The 20,132-nt window shown below is 39.8% G+C and carries 18 protein-coding genes; 3 read left to right on the plus strand and 15 right to left on the minus strand.

Annotation, left to right across the window (positions count from 1 at the left end; all coding sequences use genetic code 11):
• The first annotated feature begins 266 nt into the window (after positions 1-266).
• The 3 genes from BLP33_RS09120 to BLP33_RS09130 are packed head-to-tail and all read left to right on the plus strand — an operon-like array spanning position 267 to position 3,474.
• Positions 267-737 (plus strand): (2Fe-2S)-binding protein, encoded by a 471-nt coding sequence (locus tag BLP33_RS09120; RefSeq protein WP_090526757.1) that lies wholly within the window; start codon positions 267-269, stop codon positions 735-737.
• Positions 734-2,884, plus strand: a complete 2,151-nt coding sequence (locus tag BLP33_RS09125; RefSeq protein ID WP_090526758.1) for a xanthine dehydrogenase family protein molybdopterin-binding subunit — start codon at positions 734-736, stop codon at positions 2,882-2,884. The genes BLP33_RS09120 and BLP33_RS09125 overlap by 4 nt, the downstream gene beginning before the upstream one ends.
• Positions 2,881-3,474 carry a hypothetical protein gene (locus BLP33_RS09130; protein WP_090526760.1) on the plus strand — a complete coding sequence of 198 codons (594 nt, stop codon included), beginning with the start codon at positions 2,881-2,883 and terminating at the stop codon, positions 3,472-3,474. The genes BLP33_RS09125 and BLP33_RS09130 overlap by 4 nt, the downstream gene beginning before the upstream one ends.
• 263 nt (positions 3,475-3,737) lie before the next feature.
• Here the strand turns inward: BLP33_RS09130 and BLP33_RS09135 are convergent, their stop codons facing one another.
• From BLP33_RS09135 to BLP33_RS09205, 15 genes are all read right to left on the minus strand, one after another.
• Positions 3,738-4,685 carry a hypothetical protein gene (locus tag BLP33_RS09135; RefSeq protein WP_090526762.1) on the minus strand — a complete coding sequence of 316 codons (948 nt, stop codon included), beginning with the start codon at positions 4,683-4,685 and terminating at the stop codon, positions 3,738-3,740.
• A gap of 3 nt (positions 4,686-4,688) precedes the next feature.
• Complete coding sequence (locus BLP33_RS09140; protein ID WP_254780087.1) at positions 4,689-5,942, minus strand: MBOAT family O-acyltransferase; 1,254 nt, start codon at positions 5,940-5,942, stop codon at positions 4,689-4,691.
• Positions 5,943-6,337: 395 nt separating this feature from the next.
• Positions 6,338-6,775, minus strand: a complete 438-nt coding sequence (locus BLP33_RS09145) for a helix-turn-helix domain-containing protein (protein WP_090526765.1) — start codon at positions 6,773-6,775, stop codon at positions 6,338-6,340.
• Between the two features lie 577 nt (positions 6,776-7,352).
• Complete coding sequence (locus BLP33_RS09150; RefSeq protein ID WP_090526768.1) at positions 7,353-8,879, minus strand: PAS domain-containing protein; 1,527 nt, start codon at positions 8,877-8,879, stop codon at positions 7,353-7,355.
• Between the two features lie 136 nt (positions 8,880-9,015).
• On the minus strand, positions 9,016-10,968 hold the full coding sequence (locus tag BLP33_RS09155) for a polysaccharide biosynthesis protein (RefSeq protein WP_090526770.1): 1,953 nt from the start codon (positions 10,966-10,968) through the stop codon (positions 9,016-9,018).
• Positions 10,969-10,991: 23 nt separating this feature from the next.
• Complete coding sequence (locus BLP33_RS09160; RefSeq protein ID WP_090526772.1) at positions 10,992-12,017, minus strand: GNAT family N-acetyltransferase; 1,026 nt, start codon at positions 12,015-12,017, stop codon at positions 10,992-10,994.
• 26 nt (positions 12,018-12,043) lie between these two features.
• Entirely contained in the window at positions 12,044-12,550 is a 507-nt protein-coding gene (locus tag BLP33_RS09165) for a GNAT family N-acetyltransferase (protein ID WP_090526775.1), read from the minus strand.
• Entirely contained in the window at positions 12,547-13,521 is a 975-nt protein-coding gene (locus BLP33_RS09170; RefSeq protein WP_090526777.1) for a hypothetical protein, read from the minus strand. Before BLP33_RS09170 ends, BLP33_RS09165 begins: the two co-directional genes overlap by 4 nt.
• A 31-nt stretch (positions 13,522-13,552) precedes the next feature.
• Complete coding sequence (locus BLP33_RS09175) at positions 13,553-14,356, minus strand: phytanoyl-CoA dioxygenase family protein (RefSeq protein WP_090526781.1); 804 nt, start codon at positions 14,354-14,356, stop codon at positions 13,553-13,555.
• A gap of 27 nt (positions 14,357-14,383) precedes the next feature.
• The gene (locus BLP33_RS09180; RefSeq protein WP_090526783.1) at positions 14,384-15,514 is read right to left on the minus strand and encodes a glycosyltransferase family 4 protein; all 1,131 of its coding nucleotides are present in this window, start codon (positions 15,512-15,514) and stop codon (positions 14,384-14,386) included.
• 90 nt (positions 15,515-15,604) lie between these two features.
• Positions 15,605-16,690, minus strand: coding sequence for an NAD-dependent epimerase (locus BLP33_RS09185; RefSeq protein ID WP_090526786.1), 1,086 nt, complete (start codon positions 16,688-16,690; stop codon positions 15,605-15,607).
• A gap of 210 nt (positions 16,691-16,900) precedes the next feature.
• Positions 16,901-17,347 (minus strand): hypothetical protein, encoded by a 447-nt coding sequence (locus BLP33_RS09190; protein ID WP_090526788.1) that lies wholly within the window; start codon positions 17,345-17,347, stop codon positions 16,901-16,903.
• 59 nt (positions 17,348-17,406) lie between these two features.
• Complete coding sequence (locus BLP33_RS09195) at positions 17,407-18,468, minus strand: glycosyltransferase (RefSeq protein WP_175489976.1); 1,062 nt, start codon at positions 18,466-18,468, stop codon at positions 17,407-17,409.
• Positions 18,469-18,476: 8 nt separating this feature from the next.
• Positions 18,477-19,394: a glucosamine inositolphosphorylceramide transferase family protein gene (locus BLP33_RS09200; protein WP_090526792.1), complete on the minus strand. Its 918-nt coding sequence runs from the start codon at positions 19,392-19,394 to the stop codon at positions 18,477-18,479.
• Complete coding sequence (locus BLP33_RS09205; protein WP_090526794.1) at positions 19,391-20,122, minus strand: hypothetical protein; 732 nt, start codon at positions 20,120-20,122, stop codon at positions 19,391-19,393. The genes BLP33_RS09200 and BLP33_RS09205 overlap by 4 nt, the downstream gene beginning before the upstream one ends.
• Positions 20,123-20,132: the final 10 nt, after the last annotated feature.

The following is a 20,132-nucleotide window of genomic DNA, read 5'->3' on the forward strand; positions in this document are numbered from 1 at the left end:
GATGAGTTAGCTGGTTAGCGCCTGCAGCTTGGGATTTAAGTACCCGCAGCATTTTACACGGGTATTTAAAAAAGTAACTGGCCAAACACGTCAGGAATATAGAACATTGAATTGAGAAATGGCCAGATCGGTTCATCCTGGCACCAGATTTAACCTGCAATAGATTTAAAGAAAAATAACTATTTGATTTACACTGGTATTCCTCGTAGAAATACTTAAATTTAATTATTAATTCCCGATCTCAAGCCTAACTTAAACTCTTCAATATGATAACGATAACAATCAATGGGAAACAGCGGGAGGTTGCCGCTGACCCGGACATGCCTTTATTGTGGGTTATTCGTGACCTTTTAGGCCTTACCGGCACCAAATTCGGTTGTGGCGTGGCGCAGTGCGGAGCATGTACTGTACACCTGAACGGCGAAGCTGTACGGTCATGCGTAACAAAAGTGAGCCGTGCGGCAGGGCAGCAGGTCACTACAATTGAAGGACTGTCTAAATTAAATGACCACGCTTTGCAAATTGCCTGGGCCGAACTCGATGTTCCGCAATGTGGTTATTGCCAGTCGGGTCAACTCATGTCTGCAGCTGTTTTGCTGCGGGAAAATCCCAACCCAACAGATCAGGATATTGATGATGCGATGTCAGGTAATATTTGCCGTTGCGGTACTTATCCCCGCATCCGGGCGGCTATACACAAAGCGGCAGAACTGCAGCGGGAAGGAGCAAAATCATGAACAGGCGTAACTTCATACAATCAGGTGCATTATTGAGCGGTGGCTTGCTCATCTCATTTACTATTCCAAAGGCCAATAAGCTTGCTGCCCTTGCAGATACGGCTGATTTAAATGTGTTTGCCCCGAATGCATTTTTAAATATAGGTACAGACAATAGCATTTCGGTATATCTGAGCCACGTGGAAATGGGGCAGGGGATCTGGACTACACTGCCCATGCTTATCGCGGATGAGCTTGATGTGGATCTGAAAAAAATCAATATTAAACATGGCGGTGCCGATAAGGCGTTTAACCATGTTATTTACGGTGCCCAAATTACCGGCGGGTCAAGTACCACCTGGTCTGAGTTTGACAGGTATCGTAATGCCGGCGCAACCGCGCGGACGCTCTTGCTTCAAACAGCCGCTACCCGTTCGGGGACTGCTGTTGAAAGCTGCAAAACGGAAGATGGGTTTGTTATTGCCGGGAGCAAAAGATACACTTATGGAGAGTTAGCTAACGATGCCGCAAAGTTACCTGTACCAGCAAAGGTTCCGCTGCGTTCATCTACCGACTGGAGGTATATAGGCAAAGGAAGCAAAAGGATGGATGCGCGAGTAAAGACTGATGGTAGCGCAAAATTTGGCATGGATATCCAGTTTCCCGGGTTACTTACCGCTGTTGTTGCACATGCACCTGTTTTTGGTGGTAAAGTTAAATCGTTTGATGCCGGTAAGGCGAAAACAATTCCCGGCGTAAGGGAGGTTGTACAAATTCCGACGGGTGTGGCTGTTATTGCCGACCACTTCTGGGCGGCACAACAGGGACGGAAGGCCTTACAGATAACCTGGGATTATGGCGCCGGCGTGCAGTTAAATACCGGTACGCAGACCGCGGCTTACCGAAAACTGGCTGCATCGGATGGCCTCCCGGTTCAGGAAAAAGGCGATGTTAAAGCAGCGTTTACAAAAGCGGTAAAAACCATTTCGGCAGAATATGTTTTTCCTTACCTGGCCCACGCACCTATGGAACCACTGAATTGCACAGTAAAGATTGAAAATGACAGCTGCGAGATATGGACGGGTACACAGTTGCCAGGCGGGGAACAGGCTGCTGCGGCAAAAATTCTTGGATTTAAGCCGGAGCAGGTAAAAGTAAATATACCATTCCTTGGCGGAGGCTTTGGCAGGCGTGCTACACCTGCCTGCGATTTTGTTTCGGAGGCGGTTCATATTGCGAAAGCAAGCGGCAGGCCGGTAAAAATGGTATGGACACGGGAAGATGATATGAAGAGCGGCTTTTACCGGCCTTTTTATGTCCATAATGTAAAGATTGGCGTTGATAAGGACGGTCTTCCCATTGCCTGGAACCATAATATTGCAGGTCAGTCAATTATGGCGGATGCGGCAATACTTTTTGGTCCGCCTCCGGCAATAGATGATACAACGGTGGAAGGCGTAAAAGGATCACCATACCTGGACGAGATACCAAATCATTTTGTAGGCCTTCACACCACTAAAGAAGTAGTACCTGTTTTGTGGTACCGGTCTGTAGGTGGTACGCATACTGCATTTGTTATGGAAACGCTTATAGACCAGCTTGCCCAAAATGCAGGTATCGACCCTGTGGAGTACCGCCGCGGCTTATTTAAAAATCATTCGAGGCACCTGGCTGCGCTTAACCTTGTGGCTGAAAAAGGCAATTGGAACCGAACACTGGCTCCAAGGCGGTTTAAAGGCATTGCGGTACATGAGGCTTTTGGCAGCGTTGTAGCGATTATAGCCGAAGTAAGCGTTGAAAAAGGAGTTACGAAGGTACATCAGGTAGATTGTGCAATTGAGTGCGGCCTGGCCGTGAACCCCGACGGTGTAAAAGCCCAAATGGAAAGCGGGATCATTTTCAGTATCTCGATGGCAATGTACGGCGAGCTGACGTTCGTTAATGGAGAAGTACAACAAAATAATTTTTATGATTACCGGATCACCCGGATGTATGAAGCACCCCGGATCAATGTTTACATTGTGGATAGCAAGGAAAAAATGGGAGGTGCCGGAGAATGTGCAGTTCCGCCAACAGCACCGGCTGTAGCTAATGCTATTTTTGCAGCAACCGGAAAACGGATTTACAATTTACCTATCGTTAACAACCGACTCGAAAAACAGGCATGAAAAAACTAATAATCACCATGATCGTTTTGTTTATGTCAAGCGCGGTCATATTATCGTTCAAAGAGGAAAAATCAACATTTAATTATGCGGCACTACCTAAAGATAGTGTGGCTTCTGTTGCAGCTTTTAAACAGGTTTACACTGTATTGATGAGTGCCCGCTGTATGAATTGTCATCCTTCAGGTGATATACCGCTGCAGGGTGAAGATAATCACTTGCACGCCATGTTGCCCAAACGAGGGGTGGACGGTAAGGGTGTTTATGCCATGAAATGCGCTAATTGCCATCAGCCAACAAATACTCCGGGCTTACATACGCCCCCGGGCAATCCCAATTGGCATCTCCCACCGGCCGATATGAAAATGGTTTTCCAGGGGAGGACACCCCGCCAATTGGCAAAACAAATCATAGATCCGAAGCAAAACGGGCATAAGGACATGCAGAAGCTCATTGCACATGCAGATGATGGACTGGTGCTTTGGGCCTGGAAACCGGGGGAGGGCCGTAAACTTCCACCAATGAGCCATGCAGCATTTAAGAAAGCCTGGCTTACCTGGTTAAAAACCGGCGCGTATGCCCCGGCTAAATAAAGTGCGGCAAAGCCGGGATTACTAAGGATGGAGGAAGCGGGGTTTTTAATATCCTGGCTATCTACGTTGTTGATTTATAATGTTGCTTATTTAAATGCAGTTTAGTTAATAATAAAGCTCCGTCCCTGATCGGCGTTTTATTATTAACCTGCTATTAAAATTGCCGGCAACCTCCTGTAATAGTTCGTCGGATAGCTTATAAGACAAAAAAACCCGATACATTTGTACCAGGCGCTGTTAGTTAGTTGTTTGATATGTTATTATTAATTGCCGCTGACCGTTTTATTATCAAGCTGACTTAGGGATGCGGTATTAACGGTATTAAGCATCCCGTTCATAATGCGCTGATTGATGTATGCTGAAAACTTTAAAGCTCCTTTGAAATTCAAATGCCCAAAATCGGCAAAGTCATCATTTTTTAGCGGAAAGTTATTGAAGTCCAGGAATTTTATATCGCTAAAGTAACGCTCACGGATCCGCGAAAACTCTGCCTCATTATTTCTGTACTCATACAAAGGATGTTGCGGGCTCCTGATCAGGAAGACACTTTTATGCATGCCGTTGCAATAATCTATTATTTTCCTTAGATATTGAATATTGGTTGTTGAGATTGCACTTTTATTTGATGCTGCTTGAATATTTTTACCCGCCGGATTATTTGAAGGTAAAGGCCTGGAACCTTCTATTTTGAAATATCCTCCTGTTTTTCCTGTGTAATCATAATTGAATGAAAGTGCTTTAATAAAATTGGTACGCGCAGCTATGCCTACACAATTCATAAAATATTTTGAATTATGCTTAGCCAGCAATTCAAAATCGGCCAGGCTCATAAAAGAGGCGTATTGCGGAAACATATTTGACATGTAGGTGTACCCCCATGTCCAGTCATCCATTTTTGTGTCAATCTGGTTATTTGAAAATTCTATAAGTACAGTGGTTATCTGAGGGTTTTGCGACAGGTATTTTTTAACCTTCTGAAAGGTGTAAAAATAAGATTCGGCTGAGTGCGACAGATTGGTTAGTTTGGGTATCAGGGTATCATTGTAGGCACATTCTGAATGTGAATGACCAAAAAGTGCAATAGTATTGTCTTTCTTTACACTAAACTTTGAAAATTTATTTACCATATAACCCGGAATCAGGGCAATAGCCAATATGAGCAGGCAGCTCATTAAAACAAATGATATGGTTTTAATTAAAAAGCGGTGCATTGCTTAAAATTGAAAGTAAATAAACTGCTGCTCTTTTCCTGTAAATAAAAAAATCACCACAACCAATGTATAATAAAAGGTCAATCTGTACCCTCTTTTTCTTAACCAGCTTAACTTCTCAATGGCATATTGATTTTCCCGTCCCTGCCACTCAACTATTATAAAACATAGGATAAGAATGATCACTTCAAGCAATTGTGCCTTGTTAACATCTAATTGAGGTACGGAAAAAAGAGATCGTGAAAAAATCCGGCCGATATATTTAAAGGCTTGTGTAACACTATCAGCCCTAAAAAAGATCCAAGCAAAAATTACCTGTAGAAATGTGACCCCCATTTGCATGAATTCGGTGAACGTTGGCATAGCTTTGCCTTTGGCTGCAATTTCGAGGTGGTTTCTGTTTGTTTTTAAAAGGATAGAAGGGAGAATGAATAAAGCATTTAGAAGGCCCCAGATGATGAAGGTCCAGTTGGCGCCGTGCCAAAAACCGCTAACCAAGAAAATGATTAATGTGTTTCTTACTTTGAGCCAGGTGCCTGTTTTGCTGCCCCCAAGAGGTATGTATAAGTAATCTCTAAACCATGACGATAGTGAGATATGCCATCTGCGCCAAAACTCGGCCATATCTCTTGAAAAGTACGGGAATGCAAAATTTCTCAGCAGTTCAAATCCAAAAAGTTTTGCTATGCCTAATGCCATATCAGAATACCCCGAGAAATCGCAATAGATTTGGAATGCAAAAAATATAGCGCCTAAAACCAGGGTACTGCCTGGATAATGCGAACTATTTGCAAATATCATGTTGGCATAGTCGGCACATTGATCGGCAATTACAGCTTTTTTAAACAGGCCCCATAGAATTTGCCGCAGCCCATTAATTGCCTCCTGGTAGTTAAACTCTCTCTTGGTTTTTACCTGGGGCAAAAGGTGTGTTGCCCGCTCGATAGGGCCGGCCACCAAAAGCGGAAAAAAACTTACGAACAATGAATAGTCAATGAAGTTCCGTTCGGCTTTAATACAGTTTTTATAAACATCAATTACATATGATAAACCATGAAATGTATAAAAAGAGATACCGACAGGCAGGATTACATTTAGAGTAAACGGGCTTAAATGAATCCCTATACTGGCGCATAGGCCGGCAAGCGATGCTGCAAAGAAGTTGTAGTATTTAAAAACACCCAAAAAACCCAGGTTTACAGATATGCTTAACCAAAGCCAAAAGGTTTTTAGGCTATGTGTTTTTGCCTGGTACATTTTTAGCCCGGTAAAATAATCTAAAAGGGTAGAAAAAATTAACAACAAAAGAAACCGCCAATCCCAGCATGCGTAAAAAAAATAACTTGCAGCGAGCAGTAATAAATTTTGCTGTTGCAGTTTTCGGTTAAGTACAAACCAATAAAGCACAAAAACCACAATCAGAAATATTCCGAACCCAAAGGAATTAAAAAGCATGATGGTGAATTTTAAAAAATAGCCAAAGTGGCTGACTTAGGAATATTTAGTAAGTACAGAGGCTGGAAAATAGGTGGAGGTAGATGTATAAAAAAGCAACAAAAAATTGATTGCTGTTTACAACAACCAACTTATAACAATATAAAAAAGTAAAGGTCTTTTGTCAATATAATAATTTTGTAATACCGATGGACCTGTCAATCTGGTTTTAATGTGTTCTCGTTACGCAAGGCTTCATTGAATTTTTCAAGCAATTTAATATACTTGTCCATCCAATAATATATGGCATCAAGCGGAGCGTCTTTTGCCTCATGGGTTTCGATATCCTTTTCGGCATTCGGCGAGTTAAATCTCAAGGCAAATTCGTTGGGAAATTCCTTTGAAAAATCATGTTCGATAACAATTCCGATCTGACAAATTATATCAAAGCTAAGCCTTTTGGTGTTGAACCAATTGTATAAGGTTCTGCGGCTTACGTTGAGTTTCCGGGCGATTTCACTTATCCCCATATGGTCACGTCTAACAATTCGCTCTACAATTTTGCCAAAATGTAAATCTTGAGTGTCATTAATACCAATAGATCTTTGATCATTATTGATATATGAGCTAACAGGGTAATAAACTTTGCTGTGCATAAGATTAGATTCGATTAGGTGTCAATTTTAGTTGGTTAGCATAATTAAATTTAGGTTATAATAAACTGCAAGTTATTTATAGATACTTATGATCGTAAATATCGGTTCTCGGCTTTTTCTGAATCATGATTTGAGTTTAGGTTATTCATTTGTTTAGTATTTAGTGCTTCACATTTGTTTATCAATAAACAAACGATGGCCTTATTTGATAATTCGTATCATCGTTTGTGAATTAAATTTATGTATACTTCCGCTGTTAATTCAACCTATAAAAGGCCAAATTATACCTGTAGAAGGCGTTAATACACACTAATTGGGAATGGTAAAAATGGCACTGCACGTTTTTGGGGCCAATATTTGCCAGGTTTTGTGAGTGGTAGTTAAGTTATTAAACTGTTATCCATCCAATGAAGTGTTATTTTAGTTAATTTTACTAATGGTGTAATTTATTTCAAAATAAGATAAATTTAGCGCATGGAGCTAATGCAAACGCATAAATTCATAAAATAATGGCGAATTATCATTTTTTTTGTCTTCCGGTTGGAGATCATCACGATAAAGTATTTTTCTAAACAGCTCAATCCGTCAAAAAGTTGGCCGTTTTGAAAGGTGAAAGAGGAGTGATATCCAGTAATATTCCAGATAGCTTTTTACACTTATTATTTTGAAATTCAGGATAACCAATAATTCTTATTTTTCTTGAATTACCTTTGGCGGTTATCATATCAACTTCAATATCAAAAGAGCTTCCGTATTTTAATGCGTCTTTTAAAGCTTTTTTACTAAGCCGCTCGCTTTTACCTTGTTTAAAAAGCTTCCATATCGTTTTTATATCAGGTACAAAGTACTCAGGTACTTCAAGGATGCTTTTTATAACGTTATCCCACTGCATAGTATGGGTAAGCAGATCCCGAGTCCAGGTACCTATTTTTGACAAGGTTGCAGCTCTTTTTAAAAGCTTCTCGGCCTGTTTGTTTTCTTTCTCTATGGCTTTAATTTTGGAGATATCTTCGGTATGGATAAATAGTCCGCCTGTTTCTCCCGAAGTTGTAAACCATGGGTGAATATTCCACTTTAACCAAACGCGGGTACCATCATTCTTTTTTAAGAGCAGGCCATCACATTGATATATATTACCTTTTAAGCAATGATTGTGGAGCTTTTCGCATTTCTTTTTTGTAGCCGGTAAAACTTCATAAATACTTTTTCCAATAAAACCTGTGTTTTCAAGTTTATATTCGGCAATCCATCTTTTTGAAGCCGCAATAAATTGCATCTGGTTATCGAACATGGCAATAGCAATAGGGGCCTGTTCTATAAGCATTTTATTATGCGTATTATCTTCTTTTTGTGTTTCGATGAGCTCACTATCGGATGATTTTTCTTCTAAATATCTATGGTAGCATGCCGAAAAATTCGACGGATTGGAAAAATTAAGCATTACTGCCATTTGGTTTTTATTGCAGCGCTTTTCCCTGATATACCTGTCTGCAATTTCCATTTGCAGATACCGGTAATAGGAAAAAATAGTTCTGCCGAAACTTTGCTTAAAATCCCTTTTTAATTTTGACTCGGATACAAAATGTTTTTTTGAAAGTGCAGAGATACTCGGAAATCCGATAAACACATTCTCATTTAGTGTTTTTGCAACATTTTCAAGGAGCTGGTCGTTTTGAGTTACAAACTCCGGTAGTTTTTCTACCCCTGTTTTATTATTATCGTGGGATTTATTATTTAGCGGGCTAATGTCTGCCATATGTGCATAAAATCCCTTTATTTCACCTTCAACATAGTTGGGATGATAAGTTACCCGCACATTTTTTGCTCTGCCTGAATACAAATGAATTACCTGGTCAAAAACCTGTATTTTACCGCCTAACACACCATTAATATAAGGAAGTTGTATTTCAAATAATGTTCCTAAAATTTCTGAAAGATGTGATTTATTGATCATGTGCTCCGGGGTTATCCCAAACCAATCGGCGGTAGCTTTATTGGCATAGCGGCAAATCAGGTTTTTATCCCAATAAGCCAGCATAGCCTCTGTATGCTCCGTCACGTTGAACGCTATCTCAAAAAAATCAGAATTCGGATCAAAGGACATTAGATTTCCTCTTTAAAAATAACAATCATCAGCTTTACCCATCGTGATGTAAATGGGATCTTAGGTTTTAATTTGCTTAAATCTGCAAATTATTATTGATAACCTATAAGATAAATCATATAAATTAAAAAAAAGCTCAATTTACCATTTGTTTATCAATCAATTTTATGTCGAGCTTTTCATATTGGGAGTTGTTGCTGATGTAATCAGGCAATATGGTTTTCATTTTCGATACCATCAAATCAACTTCATTATGCAGGTTAAGTTCCAAAAGGTCCTTTATTAAATTATTGATCTTAGCGTAACTAACCGGGATATTTTTGGAGATTTTGATGTCTTTGTTATAAGTAGGTATTACCTCTTCTTCCGCGTTTAACAACTCTTCATATAGTTTTTCGCCAGGCCGCAATCCGGTATAAACAATCTGGATATCTTTTCCCGGAACAAGACCAGCCATTTTTATCATATTCGCCGCCAGATCGGCGATTTTTACCGGCTCGCCCATGTCAAATAAAAATATTTCACCTCCTTTGCCCATTACGGCTGCCTCAAGTACCAGTTGTACAGCTTCGGGTATAGTCATAAAGTATCTTGTGATATCCGGATGGGTAACAGTGACGGGCCCGCCTTTTTCAATTTGTGCTTTAAAGCGAGGGATCACGGAGCCGTTTGACCCAAGGACATTGCCAAAGCGGGTTGTTATAAACCTGGTTTGGTTGCCTTTTGACGGATCGGAGTTAAAAAAATGCTCTTCAAACAACAGGTTATTTAACGATTGAATATACATTTCGGCTATCCGTTTTGAGGCCCCCATGATGTTTGTTGGACGCACCGCTTTATCTGTTGAGATCATTACAAATTTTTCGACATTAAATTCTATTGAAATATCTGCCAGGATTTTTGTGCCCCATACGTTGGTTAAAATAGCTTCGGTTGGATTATTTTCCATCATCGGTACATGCTTGTAAGCTGCCGCATGAAATACTATTTGAGGCCTGTATAAATTAAATAGTGTTTTTATACGACCGGCATTTTGAATATCAGCAATAAAGATCCTGGTGCGGTTACCGTACAAACCATCTTCAATTTCCATTTGAATATCATGCAGCGGGGTTTCGGCCCTGTCACATAATACAACAAATTCGGGACTATACATTAACACTTGCCTTACCAGCTCAGAACCTATTGAACCGGCAGCACCCGTGATCAAAATCCTTTTACCTTTAATGTCATCTAAAATATGTTCATTGCAGATTTTTATGGGTTTTCGCTCCAACAGGTCTTCTATTTTTAAGTCTTTAAACTGATTTAGGTTTGGCTTGCCGTTGATCCACTGGTCTGATGACGGCACAATAATTACTTTTATGCCAAGTTCAATGCATTTTTCAACCGCTTTTCGTTTTCCATCGATTTTTATATCCTCGGATGTTATCAGCATTGACTTTATATCGTAGCGTTTTTTTAGCATATCAATTGATTTGATAGGATAAACTTGCTTTTGCTCAATGCATTTTGATATTCTGTCAACCCCGGTGTCGATAAAGCCCTGAACATTGAGTATAAATCCTTTTTGCGCTTCAAGGGCATTTTTAATTAGTATGGAAGGTTCGTTGGAGCCGTAGATCAGTACATTTTCTTTTTCAACTTTATAGCTTGTTGCCTCAATGTATTTAAAAACATCCTTGATAATAATACGCATACACATAAGCATAGACGAAGTGATAAAGAAATTGATCAGCAGCACGTCCATCAATCCGCTGACATCTATTTTAAGATAGAAAGCGAAGAACAAATTATAAAACAGCAGAAAAGTAACGTTACTTGCCAGTACGGTTATTAAAATCCGCATCATATCGCGTGTGTTGGAATACCTGATAATACAGGTATGTATTTTCATTATCATAAAAACCAGCACCGCATTGCTGCAATAAAAGAGCATATAATAAAGACTGATGGGATCAAACTGAAGCCGGTTTTTAAAATATAGTGATGTCCATAATGATAACAAAACTACCATCAGGTCAATTACCAGGATTAGCCATCTTGAATGGAACTTATCCTGGAACAACAAATTTTTGAGGTATATCATAACTGGTTTATTTAGGTATTATCTTAAGCGTATCTGTATAGTGGAAAAAAGTCTACTTCGGCATTTTCTTCAATGCCCTTATCCTGCAAAAGCTTTTGGTATATTTCGGGATTGGCAATATATCTCCATGTTTTAAAGTCAAGATGGAGGTCGGAGAAGGCACATTTCCAGTCAAAGAGCTTGTCGTTTTTAAATCCAAGGCCACCACCCAGGTTGTAATATTTCATTCCTTTTTCTCTGCCTATCTGCGTTATGCAATCGGCCAGAAATTTGGTTGGACTATGATGTAAATATTCTGCGCGGGCACCTACTAAATGGGCTTGAATAATGCCATTTGTAAAGGTTATTATAGTGCTTGCAATTGCAATGTCGTTGTAGTAAACAGTTAGCAAACGGGCTTCATATTCAGATGTGTTTAATATTTCTGAAAAGTATTTTTCATTAAACAGGTAGTAGCTGCTGGCGCCAACGCGTTTCATGTTTTCGGTATAAATTTCGACAAAGGTGTTTATGCCGTCAGCATTTGTTTCGTCCTTTACTTTAAACCCTCTTTTCCATGCGTGCTTAATAGCATCCATGGTTGATTGCCTGTATTTTTTGCGCTGTTCATCAATAGGCACTGAAAGGTCAAATACTACCGTTTTTCCGTTTTCGTGAACACCTCCAAATTTATCCAGTAATTTTTGCTGCTTATAAAAAGGATGAAGTCTTACAAAAACAGATACGTATTTTTCCTTTATAAGGAAATTGTTGAAAGCGCTTTTAAAATTTTCCATCAGCTCCTCATCTATCTCATCAATTCTTTTGTTTGAAAACGGGCCCGAAAAACCATATACGCAGGTTAGGTCGCTATAATCAGAACCCGGAATTTTTCGCTGCAGCAGGGGGAAGCCGATATAGGTATCTGACTCCTCATAAATAAATAGAACAGGATCTCCCGCTGTTTCAAGGGAGTGATAATGCCATGTATGATAAAAATCATATTCGGCCGAATTACCGACGTAAGAAATCCATTCCTCTTTATTGAGCAGGGTAAAGATCTTAATCATTGAATTAAAGTTTAGGAGATAGTAAATTATGATTGTTGATTTTGAAGGCAAACAAATTTACTTTTGGTAATACTCATTGTAATCAAATCATTTACCTTACCTGTAATTTCAAATCCGGCCTTTTCATAAACAGTGATTGCCGCGATATTTGCAGGGTGTACCTTTAAATAAATCTCATCCAGTTCCTTTATTAAAAAGCCATATCGTATCATCTGCACTGTTGCCTGGTAACCAATTCCTTTACCCCAGTAAAGTTTGTTACCAATAAACAGGTGTAGTTCTGCGTCATGATCAGTAATATCGAGCAGTTGTATATTCCCTATATATGTATTAAGTTCTTTAACACAAATTGCAAATCTAAGCTGATCGGGCTTGGCCAGCTTTTCACGTAACCAGGCTGTTTCTATTTCCGAACTAATATAATGAGTGGGTTTGTAGCCTGTATATACCCATATCAATGGGTCGTTACGCCATGCGTAAGATACGGACGCATCTTCTATTACAAGGGGGCGTATGTAAACTGAAATGGTCATAAAAAAAGTCTTAGCGTATTTAACATATAAAACATATCCTGAAGGTCATACCGTTGATCAATTGGTAATGGCACTAAGCACCGGGCCAGGTAATTTTCGTTGGTGTTTTTCTTAGTCCACTTAAATACATTAGGCCAGTAGGTAGCAACATATATTTTTTTCTGGATCAGATGTACTTTTAAGTGCCGGTCATTAGTTAAAAAAGGGTATACCAACGGTACTGTGTGCTCATCAGCGGCATCAAACTTGAGCAGGTTAAATTCAGCAAGGTGCTTATGCAAAAAATTAAAGTTTCGTTGCCTTGCAAATACACATTCGTTGTAATTGATGCTTGTAAGTATCTTTCGGGTCAATAACGACATGGACCTTATCTCGTTGTTTTCCAGGTCCTTGCTGTTGTTTATATAGTCAGAATACCCGGCTTCTATACCTGCGTCTATACTTTTTATAAGGTGCGAAAACCGGTTTACTGAGCTATCTATGGGCAACTTTTTAGTAAGTTTTCTTTTAATGCTTAAGTATGCGCCGTCTGGAACGCCAAAAAACTTACGGCACGAGTAAAATGTATCAATGCCGGCAAGGGGCTCTGAAAAAAAGGCTTGCGAATTATCAATTATAAGATTTTTGATTTTGCCGCTAAGCTCTAATGCTTTTGTTTGTTTTATGCCAAAGTAATTGGTATATAAAAAACAAGCGTCAGGCTCAATCTCAAAATCGATGATGGGATCTAACTGCCGGTCAACATGATAAAACTGGTATTGAATACCTGTTCGTGCAATTGGTTCAAGCAGTACATCGCAGGTGAAATAAGGAATATAAATTTTATGATATTTTTTTTGTATCAATATGTATTCTAACGCATTACGTCCTGTGTTTAACCTAACCAAATCGGGATAGTATTCATTCCCTTTGGGCAGTTCCAGCTCCAAATACCCGCCTATCGGTTTTAACGCGGCTTTATTTTTTTGCATGACTGTAAATTGAGTGTGAAAAATAAAGTTGTTATCCCTGGTCGCTTTTATACATTCTTAAATGAATGGGTTGATAATATTCTTCCAGGCTTTCCGGGATACGTGAATTGTAACCCAATACCTGCCGCTGATCAGAGCTAAGCTTATCAATAAAGTCGTAACCTAATACCCTTGGGTAGTCCATTTGTGGTTTAATAAAAGGGCGGGTGAATCCCAGTGTTAATGCCCGGCGTTGCTTAATTGTTTTGTTTTCTCCGGCAGCATGCCATATGTTGGAGTCGAAAAGGATGATGCTTCCTTTTGGTGTTACAGCCCTTTCGGCGGTTTCGTAGAAATAATTTTCGTTAGGTTTGATATCTGTTTTATGTGAGCCCGACAGAAAATAGGTAGCACCGTTTTCTGCGGTAAAATCATCAAGGGTAACTATCATTTGCACTAATAATTTCGTATCGCCTAAAAATGTGCGCACATCACGGTGCATGTTACTTACATAAGGATGTTGCTGCTGGGTGTGTATTACAGCATTAAAACCATTCAGTATATAATTACCACTCAAAAAATAAGCTATTTCATCGGCACAATACATTTTTTCAATAAACGGCAAGCTGAAATTGTCCTTTTCAACAAGGTGATGAAGTGTGCCGGCCATGTTAGAGCTTATCCCATTTTTTTCCTGAATGGCCCGTCGTTTTACGTACGCTTCCTTTAAATCCTCATTAATAACTGCAACAAAATCGCTGTCTAATGCATTCTCAAAAATAACCCATCCGTAATCACGCATCGCAACGCGGAAATCTTCAAAATGCCTGTCTCCGTAGTTAAGTCTATTTCTCATGAATTTGTATTGTTGATTTTCGGCTAATTAATTCAGGTCCATAATCTGCATCATCATAGCATTTACTTTATGCACATCAAATTTTTCCTTTGCCAAGGCCAGTCCGTTAAGCCCGAAACTGCTGATAGCTTCCTTGTTGGTTATGAAATACTCCATCTTGTGCACAAGTTCGGCTGTGTTTTTTACGGGTATTAAAAATCCATTGCTGTTGGGTGACGCATCAACAGTTTCCCTGCAACCAACAGAATCGCAGGTTATAATGGCACGCGCCATAGCCATGGCTTCAAGTAAACACCGTGGAATTCCCTCCCGATAGTATGAAGGCAGTACCACAACAGACGAACTGCTTATATATGGTCTTACATCATCAACGGCACCCAGGTAGTTAATTACACTCCGGTGCTTTATCTCCGAAAATAAGTCGGGGTGAATGGCGTCAACATTATCATCATAGGATCCGATTAGCTTGAACGTTACCTGCGGATGCTTTAGGAATACAATTTGCGCTGCTTCAAAATATTCGCGGATCCCTTTGGCATTGATTAGCCTGGATACCATGATAAAGCTTATGTTATTAATGTCCGGCCGGGTAGGGGTATAGTAGCTCAAGTCTACTCCCGATCCGTTAACTACTGCGGTTTGATGTTTTGCTGATATTATTTTAGAATCAAGCAGAGTTTGTACATCATCTTTATTTTGAAATATGACAGACAACCCCTGCCTGTTTTTAAGGCTGAACCTAAGCAGGAAGCGGGTAATTTTGCTTGTTAAAGATGTGTTACCGCTAACAAAGTTATAACCAAGGCCCGAAAGCATTGGGGTTATTTTTCGCACGCCGCCCAGTTTGGCTGCAAGTGTTCCATATATAACCGGTTTAAGGGTGTATGGAAAAAAAACATCCGGCTTTAGCTGTTTGATGAGCCGGTAAAGTTTCAACGCATATTTCAGATCAGATAAGATCGATACATTACTTCCGTTTAGATTATTTTCAAATAAAACGATGTTTAACAATGCCAGTCTTGCGCGTTGCTCGGGCGGTATCGCAGGGATAAAAGCATAAACAGTATGTTCTCTCCGCATCAGCTCAACTAATTTACCTCTAAAATCAATCAACGATTTGGCCGAATCGCAGGCGATCAGCACTTTTTTGCTTGCCATGATGGTATAATAAGCAATAGGTTATGAGCGAGGATTTAATTGGGGATGTAATGCTGGTCAAAGACAATGCACTGTTATCGGGGATGTATTTTAGTGAACAAGGACCGGCTCAGGGCTGATGCTTTTAATATGGTAATATTTTTTATACCATGCAATAAATCGCTCAACCCCTGTATGGACAGAAACCTGGGGCTTGTAGTTCAGCATTTCATCTAAATTTGAAACATCAGCACAGGTTTCGGCAACGTCGCCATCCTGCATCGGCATTAGTGTTTTGATTGCTTTTTTGTTCACCTGTGCCTCAATTTCGCTTACAAAATCAAGTAGGTTAACCGGTGCTCCTCTGCCAATGTTAAACACCCTGAAAGGTGCAGATGATGTAGCCGGATCGGGATCTTTGGCATCCCACAGAAAATTGGTCTCTGCCGGTTGATCAATAACATGTGTAATGCCTTCAACAATGTCATCTACGTAAGTAAAATCGCGGAGCATATTGCCGTTGTTAAAAACTTCAATAGGCCTCCCCTCCAGAATTGCTTTGGTAAAAATAAATAAAGCCATGTCCGGCCGGCCCCACGGTCCGTAAACTGTAAAAAAACGTAACCCCGTAGTTCGCAGATTAAATAAATGGCTGTAGGTATGGGCCATCATTTCATTGGCTTTTTTTGATGCTGCGTATAATGAAACCGGATGGTCGGCAATATTATGCTCGCTGAAGGGCATTTTTTTGTTTAAACCGTAAACACTTGATGAACTGGCGTAAACAAGGTGATTAATCTTGAAATGCCTGCAGCATTCCAGGATGTTTAAAAATCCTTTTACGTTTGTGTCAATATAAACATCAGGATTAGTAAGACTGTAGCGTACACCGGCCTGTGCGGCCAAGTTACAAACGGCATCAAACTGATAGTTTTGGAATTGCTGCTGCAGATTTTCTTTATCCGTTATATCCAGTTTTATAAACGTATAGTTTGGATGTTTTGTGCTGCAAACAGGTTTGTTATAAACCATTCCTGATACTTTTATGCCGGCATCCAGCAATCGGGCGTGCTTTAGCTTTACATCGTAGTAATCGTTAATATTATCAATGCCTACAACGGTGTCACCGCGTTTAAGTAATTTTTGGGTTAAATGATAGCCGATAAATCCCGCAGTGCCGGTAATTAAAATTTTCATAAATAAGTGAAATTAGGTTTAAATGAAAGCCTTAGAGAAAGGCGTTGATTATTGGTTGATTATAAGCGCGAACGCTTAACTAATTGTAAATGCCTGTATGAAAAAGAATCAGGAATGGTAACGAAAAAGGAGGTAGATGTACTTGTTGCAGAATACTTTTGAGTAAGGAGTTTATCAAATTGCGCGCGTTTGAGTGTGATTTGATAAATCTTACTTCATGGTATAAGTGTATTTTCTCCCGTTTGTAAGTGGATTACTATTGTCCGACGTTGAGAAATACAATGTGTTGCCCCAATGGCTAAATTGTCCCAGTCCAAAACTGCGGATATCATGGTGGGTAGAGTGGGCCGGCCCCAGTTCAACGCCATTTTCAAACAGCCTGAGCTTTGAAACAGTTGGAGAGGTGTTTGAATCCCCAATTTCAGGTAAATCATAGCCAATTTTGTAACAAAAGCCGCTATCTACTCTCAACCCTATCAAGCTTATCGATTTGATAGATTCGTCCTGTGGTGTTGTAACCGGAGGAGTAGTTGTAGGCGGTGTTGGAGTTGGTGTTGGCTGGTCGGCTTTTTTACAGCCGTTAATAGCAGATAGCATGGCTACAATTGTTATTATAGGCAACACAACATTTCGGGTGGATTTAATAATTGTTTTCATAAAAATTTTATTTTAGTTAGTTAAAGTTGTTGCGCTACTATGTATAAGTCAGGGGCTGTTTATACCAGTGCATTCAGTATCGACTTGATGAATATTTCGGGGGTGCGGTCTTCTACGTATTGCATTATAAGGTCTTTATGATTGCTATTAGTGCTGAGGGCGGTGTTTACCGTTGTTGTTAACGAGTTTACATTATCGGCTTCAGCCAGGTAAATGCCCGGGATCTCATCGATACCTCCCGCGCAATTGGTGCTGATTACAACAGGGTTCAGGATCATCATTTGCAACAATACGTTCGGAAAGCCCTCTTTTATTGATGATATAACGCAGGCTTTTGCATGCTTAAAATAAGGCATTGGGTTTGCGACCCACCCTTTTAATACTACCCGGCCTTCCAATTTTAATTCACTGATCAGTTTCTGAAGCGAAGCTTGCTCCGGGCCTTCGCCAAATATCAGGAGCTGCAAATTGGGCTGGGAAGCTTTAATTTCATCAAAAGCCATAATTAGTATATCAAAACCCTTTTCAGGAATCAGCCGCCCGGCTGCGCAAATAAATTCAATAGCGGCATCGGCAGGGGGCAGTGCTTCTTCGGCCTTTATCAGGTTTTGTTCAATATCGATCGGGTTTTTCTGAATGATAACCCTTCGCTTGTCGATGTATGGGAGATGCTGTACAAAGCTATCCCGCATGCTGTTGGTTTGGCATACAACCAAATTTACCCCGGGGTAGCCAAGCCAATATGCTATCTGGTAACTCAATTTTTTTAAACCGCTGTACCGGGTTAAAACAGAAGAGCATTCCCTTACTATGAGTTTTGATTTTAAATATCCAATGCGCTTTAAAAAACCCAGGAAAGCATTTAAGTAAGGATGTGTACTAAAAATAATATGATCTGTGCGGTAAGGGCTTAAGCTTTTTATTAACCTTGAAAAGCCACTTAATATGCTTCCGTTGCTCACATATTCCACTTGTTGATCGATGGGAATATTTAACCCGCCGCTTTCAACTTTCTTTAAAAATAGCAGAGAAGCGTTACTCGCACGGGCGGCTTGTAGCAGTATGTTCTCGGCGCCGTTTGCCTTGTTGGTAATTGAAACAAAAAGTAATTTAGGCTTCATCTTGGGCATTAGTTAGCGTTATTAAGGGTCTTCAGTTTCCTGATCACTTTTTTAAAGGGGCCCATTGCACTCAATACTTTGCGTTTTCCATCAACAATCAACAATCCATCTTCAAAATTTATAGTATGCAACCCTTCGTCATAAGGTGCCTGGGGAAGTAGTTCAAAAGCAGTATGGTATTGAAAATCTGTTTCGGTTATAGTGGTTATTTCATTGATCATTACCGAGCCTCCATAACACCTTTTAGGGTTTTGGCTGGGCATATAAAGTTTTTGCCCAACTACAAATAGCCTCCCTGCCGACCGGCTCACGTTTGACGCCACATTTATCGGGTTTTGTTTATGTGCCTTAAATGGAGCGTCGAGTGTGTCGGCATAAAATAAGTACAGTACACCCTGTTCACCCGAAACACTTGTAAAGAGCCAATATTTGTTGTTATAATGGATAATAGAACTGTCAACAAATGCCTGGCCTTCCAGCAATACCCTAATCTTTTCAAACTTATAAGGGTTGTTCATATCAATTTGATAAAGAGCCACCTGTTTAGCTCTGCCTGTTTCCGGAATACAGTATAACCGGTTACTATCAGTGAACATGTGAGGATAAGAGAGGTGTATTTCGTCTTCCATGATGCCATTTACTTTTTTCTTATTTTTGAAATGCATGTTATCCGTCATCATGATTTCGCCTTTTCCCTTCCAAAAATTAAGCTCTTCATAATAGAGATGTAAACGGCCGTTGATATTTGCAGTAAAAGGATCGGCCGTATAATCCGCCTTATCTTCTGATAACCAATTGATTTTTCCGTTTAGCTGCTGAGTGTGGATAAGGTTTTCTGGAGATTGTGATATATAACCTATATTCCATTTGTCATAACTAAACACTCTGTGAATAAATGAAATGAATGAGGAGATAAGGTCTTTCATAATCGAAATGTTTTTTTTAAAAATGACAGGAGCGTTAGTGATATAGGCAGATAATCGGTTTCCTGCAGCAGGCTTCCACCAAAACTATCTTTGAATTTGTTGATCTTTAAAAGTTCGGCATCCGATGTATTGTAAGCATAGCCGCCCAAATCATATATTTTAAACCCAAGCTGTTTAAAAAAGCGGATATCTTCAAAATGCAGCAAGCGGTTTGCCCGGCCTGTGACAGCTCTTAACTGGCTGTCATTTTCATTTCTGAACAGGGAAGCCGAATGCAATAATCTTACTCTTTGCGATGAATGATCGCGGATGTAAGCGTGCATAACAATATCCTGGTCCTGGTAAACCGCTTTGGAGATAAACAGGTGCGGTTTGTATTTATAAAATTCTTTATTGATTTTTTTTAGGCCCTTGGTAACTGCAAATGCATTGTAAAAGTCAATAAAGGGTTTAATGCCGGTACCCATCACGGTTGATACGCCATCTTTAAGGGCCCTGCGTATTTCGTATGTTGTGTTTTTGTCAAAATTGGCTTCAATAGCAGGTACAGGTACGGTTATATCAATTATTTTTGTAAAAAAATCCTCTTTACGATATCCCGGAACAGTTTCGCTGCTTTTACTTTGTTTATAGTATTTTAACAGGCAACCCCATAAATTGGGCTTAGCAGCAAACCACACAACTGTGTATGGTACTATACGCATAGCCCTGTTGTTAATCTGGATCATAAGGTTAGAA

It is taken from the genome of Mucilaginibacter sp. NFR10 (assembly GCF_900100445.1).
GTDB classification, from domain to species: Bacteria; Bacteroidota; Bacteroidia; order Sphingobacteriales; family Sphingobacteriaceae; genus Mucilaginibacter; species Mucilaginibacter rubeus.

Coding starts and splice junctions, on each gene's coding strand:
- BLP33_RS09120 (WP_090526757.1), top strand. CDS start 267: ATGATAACGATAACAATCAATGGGAAACAGCGGGAGGTTGCCGCTGAC.
- BLP33_RS09125 (WP_090526758.1), top strand. CDS start 734: ATGAACAGGCGTAACTTCATACAATCAGGTGCATTATTGAGCGGTGGC.
- BLP33_RS09130 (WP_090526760.1), top strand. CDS start 2,881: ATGAAAAAACTAATAATCACCATGATCGTTTTGTTTATGTCAAGCGCG.
- BLP33_RS09135 (WP_090526762.1), bottom strand. CDS start 4,685: ATGCACCGCTTTTTAATTAAAACCATATCATTTGTTTTAATGAGCTGC.
- BLP33_RS09140 (WP_254780087.1), bottom strand. CDS start 5,942: ATGTACCAGGCAAAAACACATAGCCTAAAAACCTTTTGGCTTTGGTTA.
- BLP33_RS09145 (WP_090526765.1), bottom strand. CDS start 6,775: ATGCACAGCAAAGTTTATTACCCTGTTAGCTCATATATCAATAATGAT.
- BLP33_RS09150 (WP_090526768.1), bottom strand. CDS start 8,879: ATGTCCTTTGATCCGAATTCTGATTTTTTTGAGATAGCGTTCAACGTG.
- BLP33_RS09155 (WP_090526770.1), bottom strand. CDS start 10,968: ATGATATACCTCAAAAATTTGTTGTTCCAGGATAAGTTCCATTCAAGA.
- BLP33_RS09160 (WP_090526772.1), bottom strand. CDS start 12,017: ATGATTAAGATCTTTACCCTGCTCAATAAAGAGGAATGGATTTCTTAC.
- BLP33_RS09165 (WP_090526775.1), bottom strand. CDS start 12,550: ATGACCATTTCAGTTTACATACGCCCCCTTGTAATAGAAGATGCGTCC.
- BLP33_RS09170 (WP_090526777.1), bottom strand. CDS start 13,521: ATGCAAAAAAATAAAGCCGCGTTAAAACCGATAGGCGGGTATTTGGAG.
- BLP33_RS09175 (WP_090526781.1), bottom strand. CDS start 14,356: ATGAGAAATAGACTTAACTACGGAGACAGGCATTTTGAAGATTTCCGC.
- BLP33_RS09180 (WP_090526783.1), bottom strand. CDS start 15,514: ATGGCAAGCAAAAAAGTGCTGATCGCCTGCGATTCGGCCAAATCGTTG.
- BLP33_RS09185 (WP_090526786.1), bottom strand. CDS start 16,690: ATGAAAATTTTAATTACCGGCACTGCGGGATTTATCGGCTATCATTTA.
- BLP33_RS09190 (WP_090526788.1), bottom strand. CDS start 17,347: ATGAAAACAATTATTAAATCCACCCGAAATGTTGTGTTGCCTATAATA.
- BLP33_RS09195 (WP_175489976.1), bottom strand. CDS start 18,468: ATGAAGCCTAAATTACTTTTTGTTTCAATTACCAACAAGGCAAACGGC.
- BLP33_RS09200 (WP_090526792.1), bottom strand. CDS start 19,394: ATGAAAGACCTTATCTCCTCATTCATTTCATTTATTCACAGAGTGTTT.
- BLP33_RS09205 (WP_090526794.1), bottom strand. CDS start 20,122: ATGATCCAGATTAACAACAGGGCTATGCGTATAGTACCATACACAGTT.